The 24,478-nt window shown below is 67.1% G+C and carries 26 protein-coding genes, 1 tRNA gene and 1 pseudogene; 11 read left to right on the top strand and 17 right to left on the bottom strand.

What is annotated here, in order from left to right; genetic code table 11:
- Positions 1 to 75: 75 nt before the first annotated feature.
- Positions 76 to 702 (top strand): DJ-1/PfpI family protein, encoded by a 627-nt coding sequence (locus SLQ33_RS00785; protein ID WP_319451877.1) that lies wholly within the window; start codon positions 76 to 78, stop codon positions 700 to 702.
- 14 nt (positions 703 to 716) lie between these two features.
- Positions 717 to 1,643 (top strand): transglycosylase SLT domain-containing protein, encoded by a 927-nt coding sequence (locus tag SLQ33_RS00780; protein ID WP_413467544.1) that lies wholly within the window; start codon positions 717 to 719, stop codon positions 1,641 to 1,643.
- 3 nt (positions 1,644 to 1,646) lie between these two features.
- Here the strand turns inward: SLQ33_RS00780 and SLQ33_RS00775 are convergent, their stop codons facing one another.
- Positions 1,647 to 2,273, bottom strand: a complete 627-nt coding sequence (locus tag SLQ33_RS00775) for a dihydrofolate reductase family protein (protein WP_319451876.1) — start codon at positions 2,271 to 2,273, stop codon at positions 1,647 to 1,649.
- A gap of 114 nt (positions 2,274 to 2,387) precedes the next feature.
- Positions 2,388 to 3,827 carry a hypothetical protein gene (locus SLQ33_RS00770; RefSeq protein ID WP_319451875.1) on the bottom strand — a complete coding sequence of 480 codons (1,440 nt, stop codon included), beginning with the start codon at positions 3,825 to 3,827 and terminating at the stop codon, positions 2,388 to 2,390.
- Positions 3,828 to 5,156: 1,329 nt separating this feature from the next.
- Here SLQ33_RS00770 and SLQ33_RS00765 point away from each other — a divergent pair.
- A complete protein-coding gene (locus SLQ33_RS00765) occupies positions 5,157 to 5,606 on the top strand; it encodes a DUF6319 family protein (protein WP_319451874.1) in 450 nt (149 codons plus the stop codon).
- Positions 5,607 to 6,134: 528 nt separating this feature from the next.
- Here the strand turns inward: SLQ33_RS00765 and SLQ33_RS00760 are convergent.
- A complete protein-coding gene (locus SLQ33_RS00760) occupies positions 6,135 to 6,509 on the bottom strand; it encodes a VOC family protein (RefSeq protein ID WP_319451873.1) in 375 nt (124 codons plus the stop codon).
- Positions 6,510 to 6,649: 140 nt separating this feature from the next.
- Here SLQ33_RS00760 and SLQ33_RS00755 point away from each other — a divergent pair.
- Positions 6,650 to 7,006, top strand: a pseudogene (locus tag SLQ33_RS00755) (tyrosine-type recombinase/integrase); the annotation flags it as partial.
- A 43-nt stretch (positions 7,007 to 7,049) separates the two neighbouring features.
- On the opposite strand, the gene SLQ33_RS00750 reads toward SLQ33_RS00755, so the two are convergent.
- Together SLQ33_RS00750 and SLQ33_RS00745 are read right to left on the bottom strand one after the other, a co-directional pair.
- Positions 7,050 to 7,123: transfer RNA gene (locus SLQ33_RS00750), tRNA-Ile, on the bottom strand.
- 103 nt (positions 7,124 to 7,226) lie between these two features.
- Positions 7,227 to 7,523, bottom strand: a complete 297-nt coding sequence (locus SLQ33_RS00745; protein WP_319451872.1) for a hypothetical protein — start codon at positions 7,521 to 7,523, stop codon at positions 7,227 to 7,229.
- 122 nt (positions 7,524 to 7,645) lie between these two features.
- Between SLQ33_RS00745 and SLQ33_RS00740 the strand changes: the two genes are divergently transcribed.
- Complete coding sequence (locus SLQ33_RS00740; protein WP_413467542.1) at positions 7,646 to 8,470, top strand: LLM class flavin-dependent oxidoreductase; 825 nt, start codon at positions 7,646 to 7,648, stop codon at positions 8,468 to 8,470.
- Positions 8,471 to 8,474: 4 nt separating this feature from the next.
- Here SLQ33_RS00740 and SLQ33_RS00735 read toward each other — a convergent pair whose 3' ends face one another.
- From SLQ33_RS00735 to SLQ33_RS00720, 4 genes are read right to left on the bottom strand one after another with little or no spacing between them, the layout of a single operon-like run.
- The gene (locus SLQ33_RS00735) at positions 8,475 to 8,879 is read right to left on the bottom strand and encodes a RidA family protein (protein ID WP_319451870.1); all 405 of its coding nucleotides are present in this window, start codon (positions 8,877 to 8,879) and stop codon (positions 8,475 to 8,477) included.
- 6 nt (positions 8,880 to 8,885) lie between these two features.
- Positions 8,886 to 9,704 carry a carboxymuconolactone decarboxylase family protein gene (locus SLQ33_RS00730; protein WP_319451869.1) on the bottom strand — a complete coding sequence of 273 codons (819 nt, stop codon included), beginning with the start codon at positions 9,702 to 9,704 and terminating at the stop codon, positions 8,886 to 8,888.
- Positions 9,705 to 9,712: 8 nt separating this feature from the next.
- Positions 9,713 to 11,083, bottom strand: coding sequence for a TldD/PmbA family protein (locus SLQ33_RS00725; RefSeq protein WP_319451868.1), 1,371 nt, complete (start codon positions 11,081 to 11,083; stop codon positions 9,713 to 9,715).
- Positions 11,080 to 12,597 carry a TldD/PmbA family protein gene (locus SLQ33_RS00720; protein ID WP_319451867.1) on the bottom strand — a complete coding sequence of 506 codons (1,518 nt, stop codon included), beginning with the start codon at positions 12,595 to 12,597 and terminating at the stop codon, positions 11,080 to 11,082. The genes SLQ33_RS00725 and SLQ33_RS00720 overlap by 4 nt, the downstream gene beginning before the upstream one ends.
- A gap of 38 nt (positions 12,598 to 12,635) precedes the next feature.
- Between SLQ33_RS00720 and SLQ33_RS00715 the strand changes: the two genes are divergently transcribed.
- From SLQ33_RS00715 to SLQ33_RS00705, 3 genes are all read left to right on the top strand, one after another.
- Positions 12,636 to 13,526 (top strand): sugar ABC transporter permease, encoded by an 891-nt coding sequence (locus tag SLQ33_RS00715; RefSeq protein ID WP_319451866.1) that lies wholly within the window; start codon positions 12,636 to 12,638, stop codon positions 13,524 to 13,526.
- Positions 13,513 to 14,340 (top strand): carbohydrate ABC transporter permease, encoded by an 828-nt coding sequence (locus SLQ33_RS00710; protein WP_319451865.1) that lies wholly within the window; start codon positions 13,513 to 13,515, stop codon positions 14,338 to 14,340. Before SLQ33_RS00715 ends, SLQ33_RS00710 begins: the two co-directional genes overlap by 14 nt.
- 91 nt (positions 14,341 to 14,431) lie before the next feature.
- Positions 14,432 to 15,766: an ABC transporter substrate-binding protein gene (locus SLQ33_RS00705; RefSeq protein WP_413467540.1), complete on the top strand. Its 1,335-nt coding sequence runs from the start codon at positions 14,432 to 14,434 to the stop codon at positions 15,764 to 15,766.
- On the opposite strand, the gene SLQ33_RS00700 is transcribed toward SLQ33_RS00705, so the two are convergent.
- Both SLQ33_RS00700 and SLQ33_RS00695 read right to left on the bottom strand, forming a co-directional pair.
- Positions 15,763 to 16,596 (bottom strand): energy-coupling factor transporter transmembrane protein EcfT, encoded by an 834-nt coding sequence (locus SLQ33_RS00700; protein WP_319451864.1) that lies wholly within the window; start codon positions 16,594 to 16,596, stop codon positions 15,763 to 15,765. The two genes, SLQ33_RS00705 and SLQ33_RS00700, sit on opposite strands and share 4 nt — an antisense overlap.
- A complete protein-coding gene (locus SLQ33_RS00695) occupies positions 16,593 to 18,629 on the bottom strand; it encodes an ATP-binding cassette domain-containing protein (protein ID WP_319451863.1) in 2,037 nt (678 codons plus the stop codon). The genes SLQ33_RS00700 and SLQ33_RS00695 overlap by 4 nt, the downstream gene beginning before the upstream one ends.
- A 102-nt stretch (positions 18,630 to 18,731) precedes the next feature.
- Here SLQ33_RS00695 and SLQ33_RS00690 point away from each other — a divergent pair, with 102 nt between their 5' ends.
- The gene (locus tag SLQ33_RS00690) at positions 18,732 to 19,178 is read left to right on the top strand and encodes a MarR family winged helix-turn-helix transcriptional regulator (RefSeq protein ID WP_319451862.1); all 447 of its coding nucleotides are present in this window, start codon (positions 18,732 to 18,734) and stop codon (positions 19,176 to 19,178) included.
- 87 nt (positions 19,179 to 19,265) lie between these two features.
- Positions 19,266 to 19,676 (top strand): DUF6632 domain-containing protein, encoded by a 411-nt coding sequence (locus SLQ33_RS00685; RefSeq protein ID WP_319451861.1) that lies wholly within the window; start codon positions 19,266 to 19,268, stop codon positions 19,674 to 19,676.
- A 2-nt stretch (positions 19,677 to 19,678) separates the two neighbouring features.
- Here SLQ33_RS00685 and SLQ33_RS00680 read toward each other — a convergent pair whose 3' ends face one another.
- Genes SLQ33_RS00680 through SLQ33_RS00665 form a run of 4 tightly spaced genes read right to left on the bottom strand, consistent with a single transcriptional unit; the run spans position 19,679 to position 22,237 of the window.
- Positions 19,679 to 20,464, bottom strand: coding sequence for a hypothetical protein (locus SLQ33_RS00680; RefSeq protein WP_319451860.1), 786 nt, complete (start codon positions 20,462 to 20,464; stop codon positions 19,679 to 19,681).
- A complete protein-coding gene (locus SLQ33_RS00675; protein WP_319451859.1) occupies positions 20,461 to 20,685 on the bottom strand; it encodes a hypothetical protein in 225 nt (74 codons plus the stop codon). The genes SLQ33_RS00680 and SLQ33_RS00675 overlap by 4 nt, the downstream gene beginning before the upstream one ends.
- A gap of 23 nt (positions 20,686 to 20,708) precedes the next feature.
- Positions 20,709 to 21,443: an SDR family oxidoreductase gene (locus tag SLQ33_RS00670; RefSeq protein WP_319451858.1), complete on the bottom strand. Its 735-nt coding sequence runs from the start codon at positions 21,441 to 21,443 to the stop codon at positions 20,709 to 20,711.
- A gap of 17 nt (positions 21,444 to 21,460) precedes the next feature.
- Positions 21,461 to 22,237 (bottom strand): SDR family oxidoreductase, encoded by a 777-nt coding sequence (locus SLQ33_RS00665; protein WP_319451857.1) that lies wholly within the window; start codon positions 22,235 to 22,237, stop codon positions 21,461 to 21,463.
- 155 nt (positions 22,238 to 22,392) lie between these two features.
- Here SLQ33_RS00665 and SLQ33_RS00660 point away from each other — a divergent pair, with 155 nt between their 5' ends.
- Entirely contained in the window at positions 22,393 to 23,277 is an 885-nt protein-coding gene (locus tag SLQ33_RS00660; RefSeq protein ID WP_319451856.1) for a helix-turn-helix transcriptional regulator, read from the top strand.
- On the opposite strand, the gene SLQ33_RS00655 is transcribed toward SLQ33_RS00660, so the two are convergent.
- Both SLQ33_RS00655 and SLQ33_RS00650 read right to left on the bottom strand, forming a co-directional pair.
- On the bottom strand, positions 23,266 to 23,688 hold the full coding sequence (locus tag SLQ33_RS00655) for an ester cyclase (protein ID WP_319451855.1): 423 nt from the start codon (positions 23,686 to 23,688) through the stop codon (positions 23,266 to 23,268). The genes SLQ33_RS00660 and SLQ33_RS00655 overlap by 12 nt on opposite strands.
- 32 nt (positions 23,689 to 23,720) lie before the next feature.
- The gene (locus SLQ33_RS00650; protein ID WP_319451854.1) at positions 23,721 to 24,452 is read right to left on the bottom strand and encodes a VIT1/CCC1 transporter family protein; all 732 of its coding nucleotides are present in this window, start codon (positions 24,450 to 24,452) and stop codon (positions 23,721 to 23,723) included.
- Positions 24,453 to 24,478 lie beyond the last annotated feature (26 nt).

Here is a 24,478-nt window from a genome sequence, read left to right as displayed (position 1 = left end):
AGGTCGAGCGGTGGGGATCAGGCCCGCGGTCGTCATTCTGAGCGCACGTGACGCTGACGCACAAAGGAGCACGTCGTGATCATCGCCCTCGGCCTCTACCAGGGATTCACCGCCTTGGACGCAATTGGCCCCTACGAGGTACTCACCTATCTGCCGGGCGCAGAGCTGGTCATCTGTGCCGAGCACACAGGCATCGTCGACGACCACAACGACCTGGTGCACCTGCGCGTCGACGCGACGTTCGCCGACGTGCCGCGTCCGGACGTGCTGCTAGTGCCCGGCGGTCCCATCGCGGGCCAGTACGCCGCGGACGGGCACCCGATCGTCGATTGGATCCGCCAGGCCCACCCTCACACCACGTGGACAACCTCGGTCTGCACCGGCGCGCTACTGCTCGGCGCGGCTGGGTTGCTCGACGGTTTGCCCGCCACCACCCACTGGAGCGCCTACGACGACCTTGCCTCCTACGGCGCCCAACCAACCGAACAACGCGTGGTCACTTCAGGGAAGATCATGACCGGCGCCGGCGTCTCCTCCGGCATCGACCTTGCCCTCACCCTCGCCGCGAAGATCGCCGGACCCGAAGTGGCCCAGTGCATTCAGCTTGCCATCGAATATGATCCGCATCCCCCATTCGACGCGGGCTCCCCCTCGAAGGCGCCAAAAGCCATCTACGACATGGCGGTTGCGGCCCTCGGCTGAAGAGGAAAGTTGCTATGAATCGACATGCGTTGCTGGCCGTCGCGACCAGCATGTGCGCACTCCTCGGCTGCAGTCACGGCACACCGGCGGTGCCTCCATCCCCGACGACGGTGGCTGCTCCTGCGACCGTCCGAATTCAGATGATGGACGAAGCGACCACGGCTGCCGGAGCACAACCCGCGATCTCGTCAGACCCAGCACGAGTGGCCGACGACCTCGTCGCCGACGAGCAGGCGTTGCGTGACCCGTCGACGCCAGAGCCGGAGTTCACCGCCGCCGCACGCCGCCAGCAGGCGGCGTACCGCGCCATCGGGCGCCACACGGAGTGGGATTCGGTCACCCGTCCCCGAATCCCGCCATCACTTCTGGAGACCTACGACCTCAACGTCGACGCTCGACGTCAGCTGTACGCGATGACGGAGGTGAAGAACACGGTCCCCGCGTGGCGGATCGTGCCTCCGGCCCCGGCCGACGCGCTACTCGATTACTACCGCGAAGCAGAGGCGGCGTCCGGCGTCGGCTGGAATTACCTGGCCGCGATCAATCTGATCGAGAGCCGGTTCGGCAGCATCGATGGGCTCAGCACTGCCGGTGCGCAAGGCCCCATGCAGTTCCTGCCATCCACATTCGACGCCTACGGCGACGGCGGCGACGTCCACTCGCCGCGTGACAGCATCCTGGCCGCGGGTCGGATGCTGGCCGCCAACGGTTTTGCGAATGATCGCGATGCGGCCATCTTCCGGTACAACAACGCGGACCGGTACGTGCGTGCTGTCAATGACTATGCCGCCGTGCTGGCCGCCGACCCCGCTGCGTTCGGCGGCTACTACCGGTGGGACGTCTACTACCGCACGACCGCCGGCGACGTACTGCTGCCCGTCGGTTACGTGTCGACGTCGCCGATACCGGTCGACGCCTACTTGGCCGACCACCCGCAATAACTCCTACCCGACACCGCGATCGGGTGCGCTCATGTCCCCCGTCTCGGGTGCGCCATCGGCGAGTCCGTAGCGCAGGTACACGGTGCCCTTCGAACTGGCTACCGGCGGTTCGAGGAGTGTGATATTCGTGGGCACAGCGCCACCGTCGAACACCTTCTTCCCGACGCCGAGCACGACCGGGTGCACCCAGAGGTCGAGCCGGTCGAAGAGCTTCTCGCGCAACAGGGTCTGCACCAGATTCAGGCTGCCGACGACCTTCACGTGCTCGTGCCGGTCACGGATCTCGCGCACCGCGCCGGCCAGATCCGGGCCGAGCTGCGTGGACCCGGCCCACGAGAGGTCGGGCCTGCCGCGAGACGCCAAGTACTTCGGGATGTTGTTGAAGAGCGTGGCGAACTCGTCGTCCTGGTTCGGCCAGTAGGCGGCGAAGATGTCATACGTCCGCCGGCCGAGCAGGAGGGCATCCGTGCCCTCGTACGCGGCAGCGACCTGCGCCCCGGTGACCTCGTCGATCAGGGGCGCCTGCCAGCCGCCGAACGGGAACCCACCTTCCGGGTCCTCTTCGGGTCCGCCGGGCGCCTGCCCGACGAGGTCGAGGGTCGCGAACATCTCGATGTCGATGAGGCCCATGTCTTACTCCTGATGAGTTGGTTGGCTCGGTCAGGAGGTAGACCTGTGCGCGCCGGCAGACTCATCGCTGCGGCGATGAGCGTCGTACCTCCGACGACGGCGCCCTTTGCGCTCCTACCCGGCCGACTTGGATTCGCTTGACTCGCCGCCACTTTGGCTGCTGGACGAACCGTCGTCCGAGCGATGCTTGCCCGTTTGTCCGTCGTCGGCGCGGTGTCTGCCCACCGAATCGTCGGCGGAGCCATGCTTGCCCGTGGCTTCGTTCGGACTGTCCGCCGTTTGTGAAGCACTGGCAGTCGTCGAGTCCGAGTCGGATGCCGTCGCATCGGCCGGCTTCTCGGTTTCGGCGGGTCTTTGGTGGCTGGTGTGCGTGGGCTGGTCCTTCTTGACGGGGTCATCCCCCGCGGGTGACGTGGTGGTCGTCTTCGCGGGGTCTGTGGTCGTCGTCGTAGCCGGGGCTGTCGTCGACGCCTTCTTCGGCGCAGCGGCCTCGGTGGATGAGGTGTCATCGGCGGCCGGCTTGGCCTCGCTGACGGCGGTTGTGGCGTGCGGTACCGGAGCCTCCGACGGTTCGGCCGTCGGCTCGGCCTCGGCCGCCTTGAACGCCGTCACCTCGTCGCCGGCGCTGGTCCTGGCGGCACTCACGAGGGTGGCCGGTGGTGGGCTGGTGGCGAACGGGGTCATGGTCGGCGGCGGGGCACCGAATCCGATGGACGGGAGGAAGTCGAAGGTAAAGCTGAAGGAACCGATTGTCGTGGTGGTTTGCAGGCCACCGACCCAACCCGCGGTGCCGTATCCGATGCCGAAGCCGCGGTCTGTCACGAAACCGGTAGTGCCAGTGTTCGTGATGATCCCGGGTATACCGGCTGCCCACTGCCCGATGTCGGTGGCATGGATGGCGTCCAGCTGGCCATCGGGGAGGACGGTGCCGTTCGGGGCCTGGACGAAGGCCAGGGACTTGAGCACGTTGAGATTGAAGAAGGCTGGACCGAAGTTGTTCGCGGTTTGCAGCAGGCCGGTCGCATCCGCTACGCCGCCGTCGCTGCTGCCGAAGGTGTTGTTGACTATCCAGCCCGTGCTGCCGGCGCTCTGGGTAACCCCGGCGAGCCCGGCCAACCACGTATTCATGTCGGCGGCGTGGAAGTCAGGTCGGCTACCGGCGGGCGCGGTGGGGTCCGGTGGATTGCTGAAACGAATGGTTCCGAGGTTGTTGAGGATGTAGGTCAATGGACCGAGTTGGTTGGTGGTCCCCAGGACGCCGGCCGCGCCATTGGTGCCGCCAGCGGGACCTCCGGAGCTGTTGACTGCCCCGCCCGCGTTGGCGGTGCTTCCGGGCAGAACCCACAGAGGGATGTTGAGGGCGTTCGCGCCGGCCATTTGGGTGTTGACCGTGTTCGTGTGGCCGTCGACTAGGGCCGCGATCGCGGCAGAGAAGACGGCAGGATCGACCGCCTGTGTCGTCGGGAGGATCGTCACAGGTCCAAAGAACGTTTGGACGACCGCTGCGAGCAGAACGTCGGGCGACACCGCATTGCGTGCGGCGCTCAGTTGCACGCGTCCCGCCTCGTCGCTCGGGGCCGACGCAAACGAGGCGCCGACGATGGCCGAAACCCCGGCAAGTGCAACGGCGGCCGCGAAGCTCGGATGACCTACCGAACGTGGCTTCTCGTGGCGGCGGCGAGAGACTGGTCGACTCGTAGGCAATGCGAACTCCGGCTGGCGGATTTCAGTGTGCCCCTTGCGGTGTCGGCCGCAGTCGGTCGGTTGGGCCACGATGGCGCTAATTTTGGCCGCGGCTGATCGCCGATGCCGACCACTACTGCGTCCCACAGAGCGCCGATTCATGTAAGCCTTCCGCAAATGAGATATCGATGAACGTTAGCTGACGTGGCTGCGAGTCTCAAGTACAAATGGCTGCAATTCAGCTCTGAATTGTTGGTGCTCAAGTAGAACGAAAATAGGCGGTGATCGTCCTTATCGTCTGGGCCGTCGCGCGGATCCGCGGCGCGCACTACGAATTGTCAGGAAACGGCTGCTGTTAGCCATACCGCAGGAGGTGCTGCCCGTCCACCGCATGCCGTAGGCGCAATGATAGATCCGGCCATTCCCTTGTTCCGGTCAGATGGCTGACAACGGGCTACTAGCTTACTGTGCCTCAGCCCTACGACGTATTGACACGTGACGGTCTCGGAGTCAGTTATATCGAGGAACACCATGTTATTTGGCGTCTTGGATACCGGATGCGGCGACCAGCATTGAACGTCGGAAGCACACGGAGCAAAGTAGGGCGAGGATGATTCGTCGCATGGTGGTAGCCATAGCCACGACCGCGTTGGGGCAGCCACGCTCCTCCTCCGACGAGGTAGCCCCTGGTGGCGCGGTAGTCGCGAAGCAATTGAGCGGAATACAGATCGAGTACGGCGCAGAAACATCGATGACAGGTTTATTTTGACAGGCTCGTCAGATTAACGGTTGCTGGGAGCTAAGCGTCCCGCAGTCGACATATTGACACATTCGCGTACCTATGCCTGGAATTTGCTGTGATATCCCGAATAATGGTCCTGATTTGTTGCGGTTGATCCCTTGACACTCGCGTGTTGTGGATGGGGCCGTCCGCGGCACAGGCGCGCTCGCGAGCGATCAACGTGGCGCACAGCCACGTTCGGCCCCAAAACAGCGCCGCACGACTCCGACTCGGAAATGTCAACCAGGGCGAGGCGCTGGCTAAGTCCGGCTTGACTAGATAACTCGGATTAGTGGAACCGTTAGTCCGAGTTGGGACGTGCGCGGCGAGTCCATCCCGAGAGTCGAACATGTGTTCTAATAGCTCTCAGCGCCAGCCCGCACACTGCGGGCGACTTTCAGAAGGAGTTCGCCGCAACGATGACTGTAGACACTCTGGCACCAGAAGCGCCGCCCACCAACTCCGACGCTCCCGACGTCGTAGTTCCTTATGTCGAGAGCACCTCACCTAGGAGTGCGCCGGCGCCCGACGCCCCCGCCGCTGAAGCTTCTGCCGGGGAGAAGCCCATAAAGGTCCTGGCCAAGAAGGCGGCCGGCAAGAAGACCAAGACTCTCGAGCTAACACTCACTGTCACCGGTACCGCCGACGGCGAATGGCGTGCCGAACTCAAGCAGGGCACAACCTATTTGGCCCGCGACCTCGCGGTCGCGGCCGCCGCCGTCTCCCGCGCGGCCAAGGAACTCCACGAAGACCTCTCCACCCCGATCGACGAGGTAATCGAGGAGGCGCGCTCCCAGCAGGCCGCTAGGGTCGCCGCCCTCGAAGCCGAACTCGAAGCCGCCCGTAGGGCGCTCGCCGACCTGGCCTGAGATCCCTGAACCAAGCCACTCGCCCGCGTCTGGTTCGCCTCTGCGATACCAGAAGTACAACTACGCCGCGGCGACGATCGAAGTTCGCGATGCAACGCGGGCCGTAGTCAGGACGAGCATCGGGTCGGAAGTGTTCGGGCGCGATCAGGAGGAAGCGCGGAAGGCTGCTCAGCGACAGGCCAAAGAGTGGGCTGAGGCGCAATGACAGCGTCTGATGGAATCGCTGCCGGTAAGCGTCGCACATGTAGCCCCTTCCAATACGCCGCACCTTGGGCTTCCTGACGCTCGTACTTATCCTTCAACCACGTTCGTCAGCTTTAAGATCCGACGGATGGTGTCCACTCCCTCGGTTCAACTTCGGGTGACGCTCATCTTCCGTCGGTGACACCATCTGCGGTTTCGGCAACGCCTAGCGCGAGTCTTACGCATGCTGGCTGGCCCGTCAGCCATACCAAAATCCGGAGCCGCCATTAAGGGGCAGTGACTGCGTCGACTTGTACGGAGCCCAGAGAGTCGACGCCTGAGACGTTAGTTGTGCTGGCTGACGTAGAAGCGATTGCCGTCGAAGTCGCGGAAGCTGAACATCAGAGGGACCGACTCCCAGTCAAGTAGCTCTCCCACGCTGAGTTCTTTCGCGGAGAGCGCGGCGTAGGCGGCTCGCGCGTCGCGGGTGAGCAGTCGGATGCCCGTATCGATCCCAGTCGGTAGTTCGTTTCCGGTCATCACGAGTGCGATCGACGTGCCACCGGCGGGCGGAGTCATCTCGATCCAACGGAAGCCTGGCTGGAGTTCAGTGTCCATCGTCGTGGTGAAGCCGATCTCCTCAAACAAGGCTTTCGAGCGGTCCTGATCGGCGACGGGTACCGCGACGCATTGGAGGGTGGTGAATATTTCGTTTGTCATGCAGTTAGGACTGGTCCGGGCTCGCGAACTCATCGCACGGTCAGTGCGCTGTTGGTGGCCGTCACGCAGTGGGTGACAGATGCCTGGGTTTGGTGCGTCGGTCACTACCTGGCGGCCGCGGCACAACCCGGGAGTGGAAGAGAACACTTCGGCTGCCCCGGCTCGCGGTCGACGGTCTGAAGGCGCGGCGGCGCCTGCCGTTCCTTGGCGAACAAACCATGATCTTTCCGTCGACGGCAGGTACTCGGCGAGACCCGAACAACTTCAATAAGCAGTGGCGGCATGTGCGGGATCAGGTCGGTGCCGACGGCGTCACGACGCACAGCTTCCGCAAGACAGTCGCCACCTTGATCGACGGGGGTGGCCTGTCAGCGCGGATCGGGGCCGACCACCTGGGGCACACCAACGTGTCCATGACGCAAGACAGCTACATGGCCCGTGGTCGGAGCCATATCGAGGTGGCCGAGCTTCTGGACCGGGCCACTAACGTCGAATAAACGTCGACTCGACGACAACGCTCTTGAAATCTACCCTCTGAAGTGGGGCGGGCGGGGCTCGAACCCGCGACCTAGGGATTATGAGTCCCCAGCTCTAACCAACTGAGCTACCGCCCCGTGCGTGAAAGCGCACCCATGTTCCCACGCACCAACGCGACGAGCCGCAAATGGGTCCGCCGCGCCCCCAAGGTTGGGGGCGCGGCGGACCGTTGGGGGTGGCCTACGAACGCGGCGGGCAGTTCACGTCGACGAACGCGACGTTGAGGCTGCCGGGATCCTTCAGCACGCCGTTCTCCTGCGTTCCGCGCAGACCGCTGACTCCGAGCACGGTGCACGAGGACAGAGGAACGTCGACCGACTGATTGATCCGCACGGTGTAGCCCTCCGACTCGAGCACGCGGACGGCCTGATCGGCAGGCTCGCCGGCCAGCGGAATGGCAGACGCGTTGGCGGCCAACCCCAGACCGCCGACGGCGATGGCAGCGAATGCGGCGGCGGTGATGGCGAACTTCTTCATGACTTGTCTCCCTGGTTGAGGCCGTCGTCGGCCAAGTTCTTGATGCTCATCAGCCTGCTCGCGCGGGAGTCGTCGAGCTTGGAGGAAGTGTGGAGATCGCGTGGAGATCGGATGATGGCCGCATGACAGCTCCGTCGCCCCGCGTGGGGTGCGTGTTCAGGCCCGAGAACCCGCCCGAATCGTTGGCCGATGCCGCCAGGATCGCCGACGACGTCGGCCTCGACGAACTGTGGCTCTGGGAGGACTGCTTCTTCCACGGCGGGTTGACCGCCGCCGCGGTCGCGCTGGCCAACAGCAGCCGCCTCGTCGTCGGCGTTGGCGTACTGCCCGTACCGCTGCGCAACGTGGCGATCACCGCCATGGAGATTGCCACCCTCGAGCGAACGTTCCCCGGCCGACTTCGCATCGGCGTGGGTCACGGCGTTCAGATCTGGATGGACCAGGTCGGCGCCCGCGTCGCGTCACCGCTGACCCTGCTTCGCGAATACGCCACCGCGCTGTCGGCACTCCTGCGCGGGGAGGCCGTCACCGTTTCGGGTCGCTACGTCACCCTCTCCGACGTCCAACTCGCCTGGCCGCCAACGACAGACGTGGACCTTCTCTTCGCAGCGACCGGACCCAAGACGCTCGAACTGAGTGCCGAGTTGGCGGCGGGCACGGTCCTGACGTCCGGGACCTCACCGGACGGCGTTCGGGAGGCTGCGGCGATCGTCGGACGCGAGCGACCACACCACGTCGTCGTCTACGTCGAGTGCGAACTCGACGACAAGCGGACGGAGGACGTCGACGACCTCGTCGTGCGCGGAACTCCCGAGCGCATCGCGGCCGGCGCCCGCCGATGGATCGCCGCAGGCGCGGACACCGTCGTCCTGCAGCCGCCGACCGGGCCGGGCGCCGTCGAGTTCATCCGGACCATCGGCGCGCACGTGCAGCCGTTGCTTCGGTGACGCTTCAGAGCGCAGCCGTGAGGTCTACTTCGACGAGTTGGCCAGTGAAGCCGAGCTGCGCCACGCCCAGCAGAGTGCTTGCGCTGGTGAACGCGGGCCCGATGACCGATTCACACAGCCGACTCCAGGCGGCGGCCAGCACCGCCTGGTCGTCGGTCACCACGTAGATGATCGACCGGACGACCTGATCCGGTTGTGCGCCAACCGAGGCCAGCGCCGCCGCGGCGTTGTCCGCTACCTGATCTATCTGACGAGCGAGGTCGTCGACTCCGACGAGCGCACCGGATACGTCCAACGGGCACTGGCCCGCCAAGAACGCCAGCCGGCCCGGCTCGACGACGGTGACGTGGTGGTATCCCGGTGTGCTGTGGAGGTTCTCGGGGTTGTAGCGGTTGATTCTCGGTGTCATGGCATTTCAGCTGTACACGGGCTGGCCGTCGACGCCGAGCAGGAAGTGCTCGACGCCCTCGGTCACGCGTGGCGCGTCGGCGCCGAAGGCGACCATGATCTTGTTGGCGGCGTTGCGCATCACGTCGAGCGTGATTTCGAATGCCTCGGCCTCGGAGAAGTGCTCGCGGATCCCGGATGCCACGTCGGCGTCGATCGCCGACGGCGTCCAGATCAGCGCGTCGACGTACCGCAGCGCCACCTTCTGCCGGTCGTCGAGCAGGACCGACGCCTCGTAGCGCTCGATGTCGTCGTACATCGATTCGCTGCCGCCTGCCTCCAGCGCAGCACCCTCGCGCCGTGACTTGCACAACCGGCAGTTGTGCTGGGCCGCCCCACGCAGGCGGACCAGCTCCGTCGTCACCGGGTCCAGCGAGCGCAGCGCTCCGACCATCGGGACGAAGCGCTTGAGCACCAGCTCGCCGGGATCGCCTGCGTGGTCCCACGCCGTGGGGTCCTCGACCGGCTTGAGCTCGAGCGCTCCGAGTCCCGCCTTCACACGGGGCAGGAAGTCGGCGACGAACATCAGTGCAGTCACCCGAAATGCCCTGTCGCCCAGCGCAAGGAAGGCCTGGCGTTGCTCGGGGCTGATCGACGACACGTCGGTGGCGAACTGTTCGGCGAAGTCCGCGACGACGGGATCGTCGGCCGGCTCCCCCTCGAACGGCAACGGGGGCAATCCCAGTGCCCTGGCGCACGTCACCCGCACCAGCGCGTTGAGCGCCTCGTCGCCGGTGGGTGACAGCGCGATCAGCTGCGTCAGCATGCGGTAAACGTCAGCGTCCATGCTCGCGATTATTGCGCTTGGCTCACCGACGACATGTGGAAGTCGGGAATCCGCAGCGACGGCATCGCCGCCCGCGTCGCCCAGTCGCCCCACTCGCGGGGCAGCGTCACTTCGGTGACGCCGACCTCGGTAGCACGACGCAGCAGGTCCAGCGGGCTCTCGTTGAACCGGAAGTTGTTTACCGCACCCTTCACTTCGCCGTCCTCGACCAGGTACACGCCGTCGCGGGTCAGCCCCGTCAGCAGCAGCACGGTCGGGTCGACCTCGCGGATGTACCACAGCGTCGTCAGCAGCAGTCCGCGCTCGGTGGCCGCGATCATGTCCGCCAGGCTCGCCGTGCCGCCCGTCATCAGCAGGTTGTCGGCCCCCACCGCGACGGGCGCACCGAACTCCGCCGCCGAGGCGCGCGGGTAGGCCAGCGCGTTGATCGTGCCGTCGCGCAACCAGTCGACACGGTCGATGTCCATTCCGTTGTCGAACACCGACATTCGCTCCGATGAGTTCGTCGTCGCCACGAACGGCGCACACTCCAGCCCGGGTGCGGCCGGGTCGGAGAACAGCGTCACACCCAGGTCGGTCAGCCGCTCCCCCACCCGCGTGCCGCCGGGCCCCGACAACGCCGTACGGCCCTCCTGAGCGCCGCGGCCGTCCATCGTCCACGTCAGGTAGATCATCATGTCCGCCACCGTCGACGGCGGCATCAACGTCTCGTACCGCCCGGCAGGCAAGTCGACGACGTTGGCCGCCCAGCCCAGCCGCAGGTCCAGGTCGTCGAGCATGGATTCAATTGGTACGTCGACGAAGTCGGCCGTGCTCACCCCCGCCCAGGCGCTGGCGTCGGCGCGCTTGGCGTTGACCTCCACCGAACCGGTCGGCTGCGTGTAGCGCCGCCGCACCCCGGTCGACGTCGCGAGGAACGTGGTCTCCAACTCGTGGCGGGCGTAGCCATACAGCCGGTCGGTGCCCTTGAAGCGGCACGCCAAACCCTTTGCGACACCAGCGAAGACGTCGCAACTCGTCGCGGCGACCGGGGCTTCCCAATCGGCGGGCAGCCCCGCGCCGGACAGGGCGGGGGCACCGTCGCGCGCCTCGGGCGCCGCGTTGGCGGCCTGTTGCGACGCCGCCACCAACGCGCCGATCGACGCGGGGTCCACCTCACTGGACTTCACCGAGCCCACGAAGGCGGCGTCGCCGCGCCGCACGATCGAGATCACCGTGGTGTCCCGGCTCACCGACTCCCCGTTGGTGGTCATCGAGTTCCCGGCCCAGCGCAGCGATGCCGTCGACCGGTCCGTCACCAATACGATGGTCTCGTCGGCTCCACCCAACCGGGCAGCCTCGGCGAGCACGAGCTCGATGACCTCGGGTGCGCCGATCATCGGCCGGACTCCTCGCGGGTGTTGAGCACGTTGATGCCGCGGAACAGCGCCGACGGGCAGCCGTGGCTCACCGGTGCCACCTGGCCGGGCTGCGCCTTGCCGCAGTTGAAGGCGCCGCCGAGTCGCCACGTCGACGGTCCGCCAACGGCTTCCAGCGCGCCCCAGAAGTCCGTCGTCGTCGCCTGGTAGGCGACGTCGCGGACTTGACCGTCCAGCCGGCCGTCGCGAATCCGGAAGAACCGCTGGCCGGTGAATTGAAAGTTGTAGCGCTGCATGTCGATCGACCACGACTTGTCGCCGATGACGTAGATGCCGTCCTGCACTCGGGCGATCAGGTCGTCGGTGCTCAGGTCCTCGGGCCCGGGCTGCAGCGACACGTTGGCCATCCGCTGGATCGGCACGTGATGCGGCGAATCCGCATACGAGCAGCCGTTGGACCGCGCCACCCCGAGCCGCGGCGCGAACACCCGGTCGAGTTGATAGCCGACGAAGAGCCCGTCGCGCACCAGGTCCCAACTCTGCGCGCGCACCCCCTCGTCGTCGAAACCGACCGTGGCCAAGCCGAACTCGACGGTCCGGTCAGCCGTCACGTTCATCACCGGCGACCCGTAGCGCATCGTGCCGAGCTTGTCCGGCGTCGCGAATGACGTGCCCGCATACGCCGCTTCGTAGCCGATCGCCCGGTCGTATTCGGTGGCGTGCCCGATGGATTCGTGAATGGTCAGCCACAGGTTCGTCGGATCGATGACCAGATCCGTCGGGCCGGCCACCACGCTGGGCGCCTTGACCTTCTCGGCCAGCAGGGCGGGTAGCTGCGCCAGTTCCGTCGTCCAGTCGAACACGCCGTCACCGGCGACGGCCTCCCAGCCGCGCGCAGTCGGCGCAGCCAAGGTCCGCATCGAGTCGAACGTGCCCACCGACGCGTCGACGGCGATGGCCTCCAACGTGGGCAGCACCCGGACTCGCTGCTGCGTGATCGACGAGCCGAGCGAGTCCGCGTAGAACATCTGCTCCTTGACCGCGTGCAGGGCAGCCGACACGTGGTCGACGCCGTCGCTGGCCAGCAACCGGCCCGAGTACTCGTCGAGCACGCCGATTTTGTCCGCGGCGGCGACGTCGAATGGATCGAGCTCGTACTCCGAGGTCCACGTGACGTCGCTGTACACCGGCTCGGGCGCCAGTTCGATGCGTTCGGCGTTCAGCGGCGCCAGCGTCGTCGCAACCCGCACGGCGCGTCGTGCGGTCTCGGCGGCCACCACGACGTCGAGTTCCGCGGCCGAGGCGAAGCCCCAGGTGCCATCGACGATGACCCGCACCGCCAGCCCGACCTCGCGCGTGAGCACCGACGTCTCCAACTCCCGGTCCCGTAGCTGCACGAGCTCGGTGGTGATGCGGTGTACCCGCAGATCGGCATGGCTCGCGCCTGCGGCGAGCGCAGCCGACACCGCAGCGTCGGCAAGCTCGTGCCGCGGCAGCGCTAGGAAATCGGCATCCACTCTTCGGCGCGCTGTCACGGGTCCCACCGTAGTGCGGTCGACCCCGGCGGGGGCGCATGACCTTTAATGACTACGTGTGGCTGCGCCGGTTGGGTAGGACCGCGACCGCGTATGCCCTGCTGGCGCCGAGCCTGTTCGGCGTGGTTGTTTTCTTGCTGCTGCCCATGCTTGTCGTGCTGTGGCTGAGCCTGCACCGGTGGGACCTGCTGAGCCCGATGGAGTACGTCGGACTGTCCAATTGGCAATCGGTGCTCAGTGATTCGTCGTTCGGATTGTCGCTCGTGGTGACGGCGGTGTTCATCGCCTTGGTGGTGCCCGTGCAGACGGTGCTCGGCCTGTTCGCCGCCGCGATGCTGGCGCGCGACCTTCCCGGCAGCGGGCTCTTCCGCACGCTGTACGTGCTGCCGTGGATCTGCTCACCACTGGCGATCGCCGTGCTGTGGCGCTGGATCCTCGCCCCCACCGACGGCGCGGTCAGCACCGTGCTGGGTCACCGCATCGAATGGCTCACCGATCCGCAACTCGCGCTGCCCGTCGTCTCGGCCGTGACGATCTGGACCAACGTCGGCTACGTGACGCTGTTCTTCCTGGCCGGCATCCTCGCGATCCCCCGCGAGATCCACGACGCCGCCCGCACCGACGGGGCCAACGCGTGGCAACGGTTTCGCCGCATCACGCTTCCAATACTGCGGCCAACCCTATTCTTCGTTCTGGTGACCGGAATCGTCAGTGCGGCACAGGTTTTCGACACCGTATACGCGCTCACCGGTGGTGGCCCCGCGGGCCGGACCGACCTGGTGGCCCACCGCATCTACGCCGAGGCCTTCGGTGCCGCAGCCGTCGGGCGGGCCGCCGTGATGGCCGTCGTCCTGTTCGCCCTGCTCGTCGGCGTCACGCTCGCCCAGCAGCTCTACTTCCGGCGGCGGATCAGCTATGACCTCACTTAGCCGGGTCGCCTCGGGCGTCGTGATCTACCCGCTGCTGCTCGCCGCCGCGGTGATCACGCTGGTGCCGTTCGGGTTGGGCCTGCTGACGTCGTTCACCTCGGCGGAGCAGTTCAACACCGAGGCGCCGTTGTCGCTGCCCACCCCGCCGACCCTTGCGAACTACTTCGGGCTCGCCGACGCGGGATTCGGCCGGGCACTGGTGGTGACGGCGTTGATGACCGCGGTGATCGTGCTGGGCCAGCTGACGTTCTCGGTGCTGGCCGGCTATGCGTTTGCGCGGCTGGAGTTTCCCGGCCGCGACGCGCTGTTCTGGGTGTACGTCGCCACGCTGATGGTGCCCGCGACGGTGATGGTGGTGCCGCTGTACCTGATGATGGCGGAGGCGGGGCTGCGGAACACGTTCTGGGCGTTGGTGTTGCCCTTCGTGTTCGGCTCGCCGTATGCGATCTTCCTGCTGAGGGAGTACTTCCGCACCATTCCGGGCGACCTCATCAGGGCCGCGCGCGTCGACGGCGCCAACACGCTGGACGTCATCTGGCACGTGGTGCTCCCGGCGAGCCGTCCGATTCTCGTGACGCTGGCGCTGATCACCGTCGTCTCGCAGTGGAACAACTTCATGTGGCCGCTGGTCATCACCAGCGGGGACACCTGGCGGGTGTTGACCGTGGCGACCGCGGGCCTGCAGTCGCGCTACGACGCCCAGTGGCCGTTGGTGATGGCGGCGACGACGGTCGCGATCGTCCCGCTGATCGTGCTGTTCGTCGCGTTTGGCCGCCACATCGTGCGCTCGATCGTCGTGACGGGGCTCAAGTGAAGCCCGCTCCCCCGTCGAGACTGCTGACAGATCGCGATCTGTGCGAAATTCGCGATCTGTGCGCAGTCTCGGCGAAGGGTCGGGGGCGGTCGTGAAGCCACCGAGGTCCTCGACGCTGTTCTTCGCAGGCCTGGCGGCCACGTTCGCGGTGCTGCTGGTGGCGGCGATGCTGCTGGGTCGATCGGCCGAACCGGGCGGGCGCACCGTGGTGACCGTGCGGTTGTGGGACGAGCAGGTGGCCGCGGCGTACCGCGCATCGTTCGAGGAGTTCACCCGCGAGCATCCCGACATCGAGGTGCGCGTCAACGTCGTCGCCTACAAGTCGTACTTCGACACGCTGCGCACCGACGTCGCCGGTGGCGGCGCCGACGACGTGTTCTGGTTGTCCAACGCCTACTTCGCGGGATACGCCGACAACGGCAGGCTGCTCGACATCGGCAAGACGCTCGGGCCAGCCGCGGCGCGGGAATGGGAACGGACCGTGGTCAAGCAGTTCAGCCGCGGCGGGAAGCTGTGGGGCGTACCGCAACTCACCGACGCGGGCATCGCCGTCTACTTCAACGCCGACCTGCTCGACGAGGCCGGGGTGAACCTTGCCGAGCTCTTGGGGTTGCGCTGGTCGCCAGGCGGCGAGGACACGCTGCGGCCGCTGCTGTCGCGGCTCACCGTCGACGCGAACGGAAACCACGCCGACACACCGCAATTCGACCCCACCCGCGTCCGGCAGTGGGGCTACAACGCCGCCAACGACCTGCAGGGCATCTACCTGAACTACGTGGGCTCGGCCGGCGGCGTCTTCCAGGACGGCGACCGGTTCGCGTTCGGCAATGCCGCCGCCACCCAGGCGTTCCAGTACCTCGTCGACCTCATCAACGTCGACCACGTCGCCCCGCCCGCCTCGGACACCAACGACAACGGAGACTTCTCCCGCAACCAGTTCCTGCAGGGCCGAATGGCGTTGTTCCAGTCCGGCACCTACAACCTGGCCGCCATCGCCGATCAGGCCACCTTCCGGTGGGGAGTCACGATGCTGCCCACCGGGCCGACGGGCCGGGTCAGCGTCACCAATGGCATTGCCGCTGCGGGTAATTCGGCGACGCGCCATCCCGACGCGGTGCGTGAGGTGCTGGCCTGGATGGGCAGCGCACGCGGCAACACCTACCTCGGCGCCAACGGCGCGGCCATCCCGGCCGTCACGGCGGCGCAGCCCGGCTACTTCGCCTACTGGGCGAACCGGGGCGTCGACGTGCGGCCGTTCTTCCGGGTGCTCGACGGCCCACGCATCGCGGCCCCTGGCGGCCCGGGTTTCGCGGCGGGCTACCAGGCGTTCAAGCCGTACTTCGACGAGATGTTCCTTGGCCGCCGCGACGTTGCGGACAGTGTGGCCGCCGCCCAGACCGCCGCGAACTCCGCCGCTCAGCCTTAGGCGCTGGTGGCCAGCGACGTGCCGAGCTCCACGTAGAGCGACAGCGCGCAGATCGCCAGCACGATCGCAAGAGCAACGGCGTCAGCCCATTTCGGGCGCGACGGCAGCGCGGACAGCTGCCCCGCCCCACCGCGTGCGGTGATCGCGTCGCCCATCTCGTCGGCCCGCCGCAGCGCCACGGTGATGGCTGCGGAGAGCAGGTCGATGAGCTCGGCGCCCCAGCGGTGCCGGCGTTCCTGGCGGGTGCTCGCCGGATCCCTCGGCCGCAGCCTGCGCGCGGCGAACAGGACGCGGAATTCGTCGATCAACATGGGAAAGGCCCGCAGCGCGAGCGCGAGGCTGACGGCCCAGTCGTCGATCGGAATCCGCAGCGCCTTCAGCGGCCGCCCCAGCTTCGACACCGCGGGAGCCACGTCGGCGACGTTGGTGGTCCAGGACACCAGCGCGCCCAGCCCGAGCAGCACGATCGCAAGACACGTGATGCGCAGGTAGTTCAGTAGCTGGCCGAAACCGACCGTGACACCTCCGAGGGTGAGATACGGGGCCCCGCCGGCGAACACAGTCGTCACCCCGCCGAGGAACACGAGGATCCACACCCAGTAGGGCACCGACGGCAGCGCACCCCACGGCACTCGGGCCAGCCACGCGGTCCCCAGCACCAGCGCCGCGACCAGTCCGATCGGAATCCAGCCCGGATAGAAGGTCAACAGCAAGCCGATTCCGGCGACGACCATCAGCTTGGTTCCCGCCCACAGCCCGTGCACGGCGGAGTGACCGGGCACCGGCCGCAACAGCACCACCGGCCTGCGCTGCCGGTTCGGCGACGTCACGACGCACCGCCCGCGATGGTCGGCACCGGGGTCAGCGCGCCGTCGTGCAGGTGCAGCGTGCGCGGGCACAGCTCCTGCAGTCCAGAGAAGTCGTGCGAGATGACGATGACCGTCAGGCCGGTGTTGCGGCGCAGGTCCTCCAGCAGGGTCAGCAGGCCGCGGCGACTGGCGACGTCCAGCCCGGCCAGCGGTTCGTCGAGGATGATGGCGCGCGGCGAGCGGGCCAGCAGCCCCGCCAGCACGACGCGGCGCATCTGACCGCCGCTGAGTTGGTCGATGCGGCGCAACCCCAGCGCTGGATCGAGTCCGACCGTGGCGAGCGCGTGTTCGACGCGGCGGTGGTTGTGGTAGTCGAAGCCTGCGGCCGAGGCGATTTCGAGGTCAACGCGGCCGCGCATCAGTTGCAGCCGTGCGGCCTGGAACGAAATCGCAATGGCGCCAACCTGATCCGACACGGGCTCGCCGTCAAGCAGGCAGCTTCCAGCCGTCGGCGCGAGCAGCCCGGCCATGATCCACGCGAGCGTCGACTTCCCCGAACCGTTCAACCCGTGGATCAGAAGGCCGTCGCCTTCGTGGACGACGAAGTCGATGTCGCGCAACGCCGTTGACGCCCATGGGGTTCCGCGGGAGTACTCGTGGCTGACGCCGCGGAGCTCGAGCATCGGTTCGCCCGCATGGTGGACGGGAGCCGCCGTGGCCGAGGGCGCGGGCGTGGTGGTGACCATTTCGACGTTGTCCAGGTTGCCGGTGAGGTTGACGGTGCGGTCGGCGGAGTCGGCCTCGTCGTTGTAGTGGGTGATGTGGACCAGCGACATGTCGTGGTGCTTGGTCAGCCCCGACAGGACGCCGACGAGTCCGTCGCGGCCCTTCTGGTCGACCATGCTGGTGACCTCGTCGGCGATCAGCAGCGCAGGTTCACGCGCCAGCGCGGCGGCCACGGCCAGGCGCTGCAACTCACCGCCGGACAGCCCGCCGGTGTCGCGTTCGCCGAGCCCGTCCAACCCGACCTCGCCGAGCAGCCGGTCCACGTCGACGGTCACGCCAGGCAGAAGCCCCCACACGACGTCGTCGACGACGCGGGTGCCCAGCACCTGGCTCTCGGGGTGCTGCATCACCACGGCGGTACCACCGAACCGGCCAAGGCCGACGGCGCCGGGCCGCTCCAACGTGCCCGCCGTTGGCTCGCGGCCAGCCAGCAGCAGCATCAACGTCGTCTTGCCCGAACCGTTGGCGCCCGTGATCGCGACGTGCTCACCGCGTTCGACGGTCAACGTCACCGGCCCGACCGCGTCGTGGCGGGCTCTCGGATAGCGGAAGCGCACGTCGCGGAACGCCGCGGGCACCGGCGCGACGGGCCGGGCGTCGTCGACGAAGTCGAGCTTGTGCACATCGGGCACGCCGGACAACCTGGCCAGCACGCGGGACAGCGCCCACCATCCGACCATGGTGACGAACGTGATGCTCCATATCGACGTCCCGACGATGAGCAGCGGCCAGTACTGCAGCATCGTCGCCGTGCCGTCGCGCAGCATCTGCCCGACCCGCTCGAAGGCCGGGACGAAGCCGAGCACGGTGGCGACACCCTCGGCGTTGGCGGTGATGGTCTCGAAGATCAGCGTGCGCAGCCGCGAGAAGAGCAACAGGGCCGCTACGCCGAACACGCCGAAGACCGTGCCCGCGACGAGCGCCGCGACGAATGCCGTCGGCGCGCCCCGGCCGCGGCGCTTCAGGATGCCCGTCAACCCGCCGATGTAGGCACAGTCGACCACCGTCATGAAGCCGCCCATACCCGCGACGAGGAAGGCGATGACGCCGCCGGCGATGGTGGCCGCCACGACGACGCGAAGCCGGTTGCGGTACGCGAGCAGACCCATCGGCACGGTCCCCAGCAGCGAGATGCCCGCGGCGAACGGGACGGCGACGGCGATGACGGCGATCGCCGCACAGAGTGCCGCCATCACGGCGGCGTGCGCGAGTTCGGTGGGCTGAAGCGGCCCAGTGCGTCGAAGCGCGTTCGACTCGACCGGTGCCATCTCCCGATTCTGCCAGCCGCCCATTGGAGGGCCGCTCAGCTGTGACGGCAGCCACGGAGCGTCGCCTTTGTTCTACATAGGAATTCTATGTAACCTTGGCACATGCCTCCGTCATCCACGACCGAGACCGCGCTCGCCGCGGAACTCCTGTCCGTGGTCGCCCGAATCAACCGACTGGCGACGCAGCGCGTGCGGATGCAACTCCCATTCGCGCAGGCCCGGCTGCTGTCGACCATCGACGATCAAGGCACCGCAAGGATCTCCGACCTCGCCGCCCTCGACCATTGTTCCCAGCCGACCATGACCACCCAGGTGCGCCGACTCGAGGACGCGGGCCTGGTCTCGCGGGCCAGCGATCCCGCCGACGCCAGGGCAGTCCTGATCAGCATCACGGAAGCGGGCACCGCGGCGCTGGCCCAGGTCCGCGCTGATCGAGCCGCCGTCATCGACCCGTACCTCGAGCGCCTCGACGCCGCGGACCGTCAAGCGCTCGCCGACGCCGTCCGCGTCATGCGCGACATGCTCGAGGACGCGCAACAACACCGCTGAGACAGCTCAACTGTGCTGCATTTGAACCTTTGGGACGAGTGCCTACGTATCTAGACTGTCGCAACGGAACTCACTCGGGAGGGCGCAATGCCATCCGCTTACAAACTTCTTCAGCTCGCGCTCGCGGTCTTTGGCGCGCTTGCTCTCCTGCTCTATCCCCTGGCCGTGGTCTGGCCGTCTGGGTGGGCATGGCATTCCGGCGCACCCCACCAATCCGATTACTTCATGATGATCGTCGGCCTGTACGCGACGCTGGGCGTCTTCCTGCTCAACGCGGCACGAAACCCACGGGCCAATCTGAGCCTGATCTGGTTCACCGTGTGGTCCAGCGTCGTACACGCCGCAATCATGGCGGTGCAGTCCTTCGGCGGCACCCACCAGATGGGACACCTGGTGGGCGACGTCCCGGCGCTGCTGTTGATCGCCGCCGTCCTGTCGGCGCTCGTGCTGTCGTCCGGCCTCAAACAGTCTGCTGCAGCGCCGATTCCTGCACGCTGAGCTCAGCCGGGTGGCAGGTGCCCTTTCATAGCCGAGTGCGCGGCGACCAGACCATTACGAGTGCGCCAGTCCTGCAACGCCATTGCGAGCCTGGCTTTGGGATCGCCCTGGTACACCGCGTCCAGGAGTGACCCCCGCGCCGTTGCGCCTCCCACTGACGAGAGTGGCTGCACCGCTTGCACTCCCAGCGACTCCACCGCCTCAGACAGCCGTTCGACGACGGGCCAGGCCGTGTCGCCGAGCGCCAGTGTGATCCGCGCCCACGGTGCGGCGACCTCGAACGTGTGCGGCGTGTCCGTCCGTTCGGCGTAGCACAGCCACACCGCGGGCCCTCCGACATTCGGCGGCCATGAGACGGGAAGCGGTGGGGTACGGCGCAACTCCCAGCCGGGCTCGGCAACCGTTGCGGCCCAGGCGAAGTTCGCCTCCTGTTGCACGGCCGCCGCCCCGCGACTCGAATGCGTGGGCCCGGAACTTCGCGGCAGTGCCCGTCGAAGTGCTCTTGCCAACGCGGCGGCAGGTGGTGACGCGCCCACCAAGGGAGCCGCCGCGAACCACACCCACAGCCACGCCGGCCTGATGCCGCCGTCGGCGGACGACGCCACGAACGTGACGATGCCCTGCGCAAGCCAGAACGGTCCGACGAACGACAGCGCAGTGAATCCGACGGCCGTCCTGGCCTCCCACGCCATCGCCGGATCGGGCTGTTGCGCCAGCGGGCTGATGAGCGCGGCGAGCCCGATGACGACGATCAGTCCGAGGACGAGTGCGATGGCATCCCAGCTCACGGTTGCGCCCGCACGTCCACGCTGGTGAACTCATTGCGCAGCAGCGAATCGCCCTGGGTTTCCGGGTACGCCTGCCTGAGTTGAGCGTCAGCCAGCGGCCACAACATCGGTTCGGCCTCCGCCGCGGTGGGTGCGACGTCGCGCTCGACGACGAGTTCCGCCATCCCCGAGTAGCGATACTCGTGATTGACGAACCATCCGCTCACTCGGTAGAGGCCCACGCCGCAACCTTAGGCAATGGCGACTACTGCGTGCTGGCGGCGGGCCGCACGATGATCTCGTTGACGTCCACTTCGGGGGGTTGCCCGATGGCGAACGCGATGGCGTCGGCGATCGCCGACGCGGGAATCGCAAGGGCCCGGTATTCGCGCATGGCGTCGCGGGCCTGCGCATCTGAGATCGAGTCGGCGAGTTCGGATTCCGTCACCCCCGGCGAGATGACGCTGACCCGGATGTCGCCGGAGTGTTCCTTGCGCAGCCCCTCCGAAATGGCCCAGACCGCGAACTTGGTGGCGCAGTACACGGCCCCGGTCGGTACCACCTCGTGGGCGCCGATGGAGGCCACGTTGACGATGTGTCCGCCACCTTGGGCCCGCATCACCGGAAGGACGGCGCTGATCCCGTGAAGCACGCCACGGATGTTCACGTCGATCATCTGGTTCCATTCGTCGACCTTGTTCTCCGCAAGGGCGGACAGCGGCATGACACCGGCGTTGTTGATCATCACGTCGACTCCGCCATAGGTCTCGGTGGCGTCGGCGACGAATCGTTGGACGTCGGCGGCGTCGGTGACGTCTAGCCGACGAAACGACGCGGTCCCGCCGCCAGCCTGGATTCGCTCGACCAAGGCCTCGAGCCGTTCGGTGCGGCGGGCGCCGAGGAACAGCCGGTGGCCGTCCTCGGCGAGCCGCAGTGCGGTGGCTTCGCCGATTCCACTGCTGGCGCCGGTGATCAGCACCGTCTTCGGGTTCTTGCTCATGGTGGTGTTGCCTTTCGCTAGACGGCTTGCTGGGTGGGCAGGATGGTGATTTCGGTGAGGTTGACGTGGCGGGGCACCGACGCGATGAAGGCGACGGTCTCGGCTACGTCGGCGGCAGTGAGCACGTCGATGTCGTTGATGAGGTCCGCCATCAGCCGCATGGCGTCGGGGTCGGTGACGTGAAGCGGTAGTTCGGTATCCACCATCCCAGGTTCGATCGTCGACACGCGCACCATCTTTCGGCCGAGTTCGACGCGCAGCAGCCTGGTCAGCTGGCTGATGTAGGCCTTGGTCGCCGAGTACACCGAGAACTTCTCCAGCACCCGGGTGGCCGCGATCGAGGAGGTGGTGATGAGGTCGGCGGGATTGCCCTGCGCGGCCGAGTCGATGAGCTTCGGGACAAACGCACCGATGACGTTCATGACGCCGGTGATGTTGAGGTCGATCTGCTGCTGCCAATCGTCGACCCTCAGGTCGTCGATCGGTGAGATCAGTTGAACACCGGCATTGTTGAAGACCAGATCGACCGGGCCAAGCCGATCCGCGACCTGCTGGGCTGCCGCGTTGACGGCCGACCGGTCGGTGACGTCGAGGGGCAGCACGAGCGCGGTGCCACCGGCGGCGGTGATGCGAGCCGCCAGGGCTTCGAGGTTGTCCGCGCGGCGCGCCGCGACGGCGACCTTGGCGCCCAGGGTGGCCAACCGGAACGCGGTAGCCTCGCCGATACCGCTGGAGGCCCCGGTGACGACGGCGACGCGCCCCGCCAGCGGGGTCGTGGTGATGACTGTGGACATGTGCTTCGTCCCTTTCGAGAGTGGTTGATGAGTACCACCGACACAACATCTCCGAACGGCCTCATTTCCGGGTCAGGCTGGCCCGACCTATCGGGGGACAAGATGGGCCACCCTAAGCACCGACGGCGGGGCCGCGGCACGGCAGACTGATTGGCATGAGCGACCGGAAGGCTTCCGAACTGGCGGAATTCCTCAGTGCCCGACGCGCCCGACTCACGCCGCAGGACGCGGGATTGGACGGCCAGTCCGCGCGTCGCCGTGTGCCAGGGCTGCGGCGCGAGGAACTGGCCAGGCTCGCCGGAGTCAGCGTCGACTACTACACACGCCTGGAGCAGGGCCGCAGCCCCAGCGCGTCCACCGACGTGCTCGACGCGTTGGCCGCCGCTCTGCAACTCAACGATGCCGAACGCCAACACCTGCACCTGCTGGCCAAGCCGGAAGCGGCGCAACGCAAACGGCGGCCCCGGCCGCAATCGGTGGATCCCGCGACGCTGCGACTGCTGGAGATGTTCGACCAGGTGTCGTCGCCGGCGTTCGTACTCGGCCGGCGGCTCGACGTGTTGGCGCACAACCGATTGGCGGGCGCGCTCATCACCGAGTTCCGTGAACTTCCCGCCCCGCTGCGCAATCAGGCGCGGTTCGTGTTCTTCGATCCGCACGCCCGTGAGCTCTACGCCGACTGGAACGAGGTAGCGGCTGACACCGTCGCCATGCTGCGCCTGGATGCGGGCCGCTACCCCGACGACGAGAAGCTGTCGGCACTGGTGGGCGAGTTGTCCATCCGGTCAGTCGAGTTTCGGTCCTGGTGGTCCAAGCACAACGTGGAGCGCCGGACCACGGGAACCAAGGCCTACCACCATCCGCTGGTCGGCGAACTCACCGTCAAATACCAGGCGCTGAACCCATCTGGCGACCCCGATCAGGTCCTCATCGTCTACACCACCGAACCCGGATCGGCCGACGAAACGGCGCTGCGGCTGCTCGCGAACTGGCACGAGGGTGAACGCCGCAGCGAGCAGTCCACGCGGTCAGGTGGGTAGCTGCCCGAGCTGCTGCAAGACGGAGTACAGGTTGGCCACTCCCCAGTGGTCGGTGATCTTTGCGTCGCGGACTCGCATGGCGTCGACCGTTTCGAAGTGGATGGCCTTGCCGGTAGGGGCGATGCCGAGGAAGTCGCCGAGCTGGGTGCCGTGGTAGGTCTTGAAGGTAGTCACGATGTCGCCGTCGACGGTCTGCCAATGGATCTCGGGTCGGAAGTCGGGGAACGCGTCGCGCAGTCGGTTGTAGAGCACGCGAACGCCGGCCTTGTCGGGCGTCGTGCCGGGCTGCGGGGTGTGGTCGACGAAGTCGTCGGCGAACAGTTCGTCGAATAGCGCGAAATCGCCTTGGCCCTGGACTTGTTCGGTGTTGCGGCGGACCACCGCCTTGGCCGCCTCCGCTGGATTGGTCATCTACTGGCCGCCCTTCTGTCGATCCTGATGCGCTACGCCACCGTCGTTCCGATGAGCGTGCCGACAGCGTACGTCGCACCGATCGCGATAGCACCGAACACCAACTGTCGAACCCCGCCCAGCCACAGCGCCTTTCGCGTGAACCGGGCCGCCACCGCGCCCGCCACGGCCAATCCGATGCCGCCGCATACCAGCCCCGCCCAGAGCGACGGGTAACCCGCGAGATAGGGAATCAGCGGGATGATCGCGCCGATCGCGAACATCAGGAACGACGATCCGGCCGCCACCCACGGCGACGGCTGTTCGCTTGGGTCCACCCCGAGCTCCTGGACGAGGTGGAAGTTCAGCGCCTTGTTCTCGTCGCGGTGAACCTCTTCGGTCGCCGTGGTGGCCGTCTCCCGCGTCATGCCCATGTTCATCAACATCGCTACCAGTTCGGCGCGCTCGGCCCGCGGGTGCTTGCGGAACGCCCGACGCTCGACGCGGACCTCCGATTCGATCTGCTCGTTGGCGGTCGTCACGGACGTGTACTCGCCCAGCGCCATCGAGAACGCCCCGGCCAGCAGACCGGCGGCACCCGCCAGCAGCACGGCATGAGAGCTGGCGCTCGCGGCGACGCCTGCGATGAGCGCGGTGTTGCTGACCAGGCCGTCCATGGCGCCGAACGTCGCCGCGCGCAGCCAGCCTCCCGTCACGTCGGCGTGTTGGTGATCGATCTGGTGCGGCAGGTCGTCCGTCGACGACGAGGGGTCCGACTCGGTCATGCGGATGATTCAACGCCTCCCGTCCC

It is taken from the genome of Mycobacterium sp. RTGN6, assembly GCF_033804605.1.
GTDB lineage: Bacteria > Actinomycetota > Actinomycetes > Mycobacteriales > Mycobacteriaceae > Mycobacterium.
This window is presented reverse-complemented; position numbering and strand designations above follow the sequence as displayed.

What these genes read in the sequence shown, in the direction of transcription:
- SLQ33_RS00780 (WP_413467544.1), top strand. Translation starts at nt 717, where the DNA reads ATGAATCGACATGCGTTGCTGGCCGTCGCGACCAGCATGTGCGCACTC.
- SLQ33_RS00775 (WP_319451876.1), bottom strand. Translation starts at nt 2,273, where the DNA reads ATGGGCCTCATCGACATCGAGATGTTCGCGACCCTCGACCTCGTCGGG.
- SLQ33_RS00765 (WP_319451874.1), top strand. Translation starts at nt 5,157, where the DNA reads ATGACTGTAGACACTCTGGCACCAGAAGCGCCGCCCACCAACTCCGAC.
- SLQ33_RS00760 (WP_319451873.1), bottom strand. Translation starts at nt 6,509, where the DNA reads ATGACAAACGAAATATTCACCACCCTCCAATGCGTCGCGGTACCCGTC.
- SLQ33_RS00745 (WP_319451872.1), bottom strand. Translation starts at nt 7,523, where the DNA reads ATGAAGAAGTTCGCCATCACCGCCGCCGCATTCGCTGCCATCGCCGTC.
- SLQ33_RS00740 (WP_413467542.1), top strand. Translation starts at nt 7,646, where the DNA reads ATGACAGCTCCGTCGCCCCGCGTGGGGTGCGTGTTCAGGCCCGAGAAC.
- SLQ33_RS00735 (WP_319451870.1), bottom strand. Translation starts at nt 8,879, where the DNA reads ATGACACCGAGAATCAACCGCTACAACCCCGAGAACCTCCACAGCACA.
- SLQ33_RS00730 (WP_319451869.1), bottom strand. Translation starts at nt 9,704, where the DNA reads ATGGACGCTGACGTTTACCGCATGCTGACGCAGCTGATCGCGCTGTCA.
- SLQ33_RS00725 (WP_319451868.1), bottom strand. Translation starts at nt 11,083, where the DNA reads ATGATCGGCGCACCCGAGGTCATCGAGCTCGTGCTCGCCGAGGCTGCC.
- SLQ33_RS00715 (WP_319451866.1), top strand. Translation starts at nt 12,636, where the DNA reads ATGACCTTTAATGACTACGTGTGGCTGCGCCGGTTGGGTAGGACCGCG.
- SLQ33_RS00710 (WP_319451865.1), top strand. Translation starts at nt 13,513, where the DNA reads ATGACCTCACTTAGCCGGGTCGCCTCGGGCGTCGTGATCTACCCGCTG.
- SLQ33_RS00695 (WP_319451863.1), bottom strand. Translation starts at nt 18,629, where the DNA reads ATGGCACCGGTCGAGTCGAACGCGCTTCGACGCACTGGGCCGCTTCAG.
- SLQ33_RS00690 (WP_319451862.1), top strand. Translation starts at nt 18,732, where the DNA reads ATGCCTCCGTCATCCACGACCGAGACCGCGCTCGCCGCGGAACTCCTG.
- SLQ33_RS00685 (WP_319451861.1), top strand. Translation starts at nt 19,266, where the DNA reads ATGCCATCCGCTTACAAACTTCTTCAGCTCGCGCTCGCGGTCTTTGGC.
- SLQ33_RS00670 (WP_319451858.1), bottom strand. Translation starts at nt 21,443, where the DNA reads ATGAGCAAGAACCCGAAGACGGTGCTGATCACCGGCGCCAGCAGTGGA.
- SLQ33_RS00665 (WP_319451857.1), bottom strand. Translation starts at nt 22,237, where the DNA reads ATGTCCACAGTCATCACCACGACCCCGCTGGCGGGGCGCGTCGCCGTC.
- SLQ33_RS00660 (WP_319451856.1), top strand. Translation starts at nt 22,393, where the DNA reads ATGAGCGACCGGAAGGCTTCCGAACTGGCGGAATTCCTCAGTGCCCGA.
- SLQ33_RS00655 (WP_319451855.1), bottom strand. Translation starts at nt 23,688, where the DNA reads ATGACCAATCCAGCGGAGGCGGCCAAGGCGGTGGTCCGCCGCAACACC.
- SLQ33_RS00650 (WP_319451854.1), bottom strand. Translation starts at nt 24,452, where the DNA reads ATGACCGAGTCGGACCCCTCGTCGTCGACGGACGACCTGCCGCACCAG.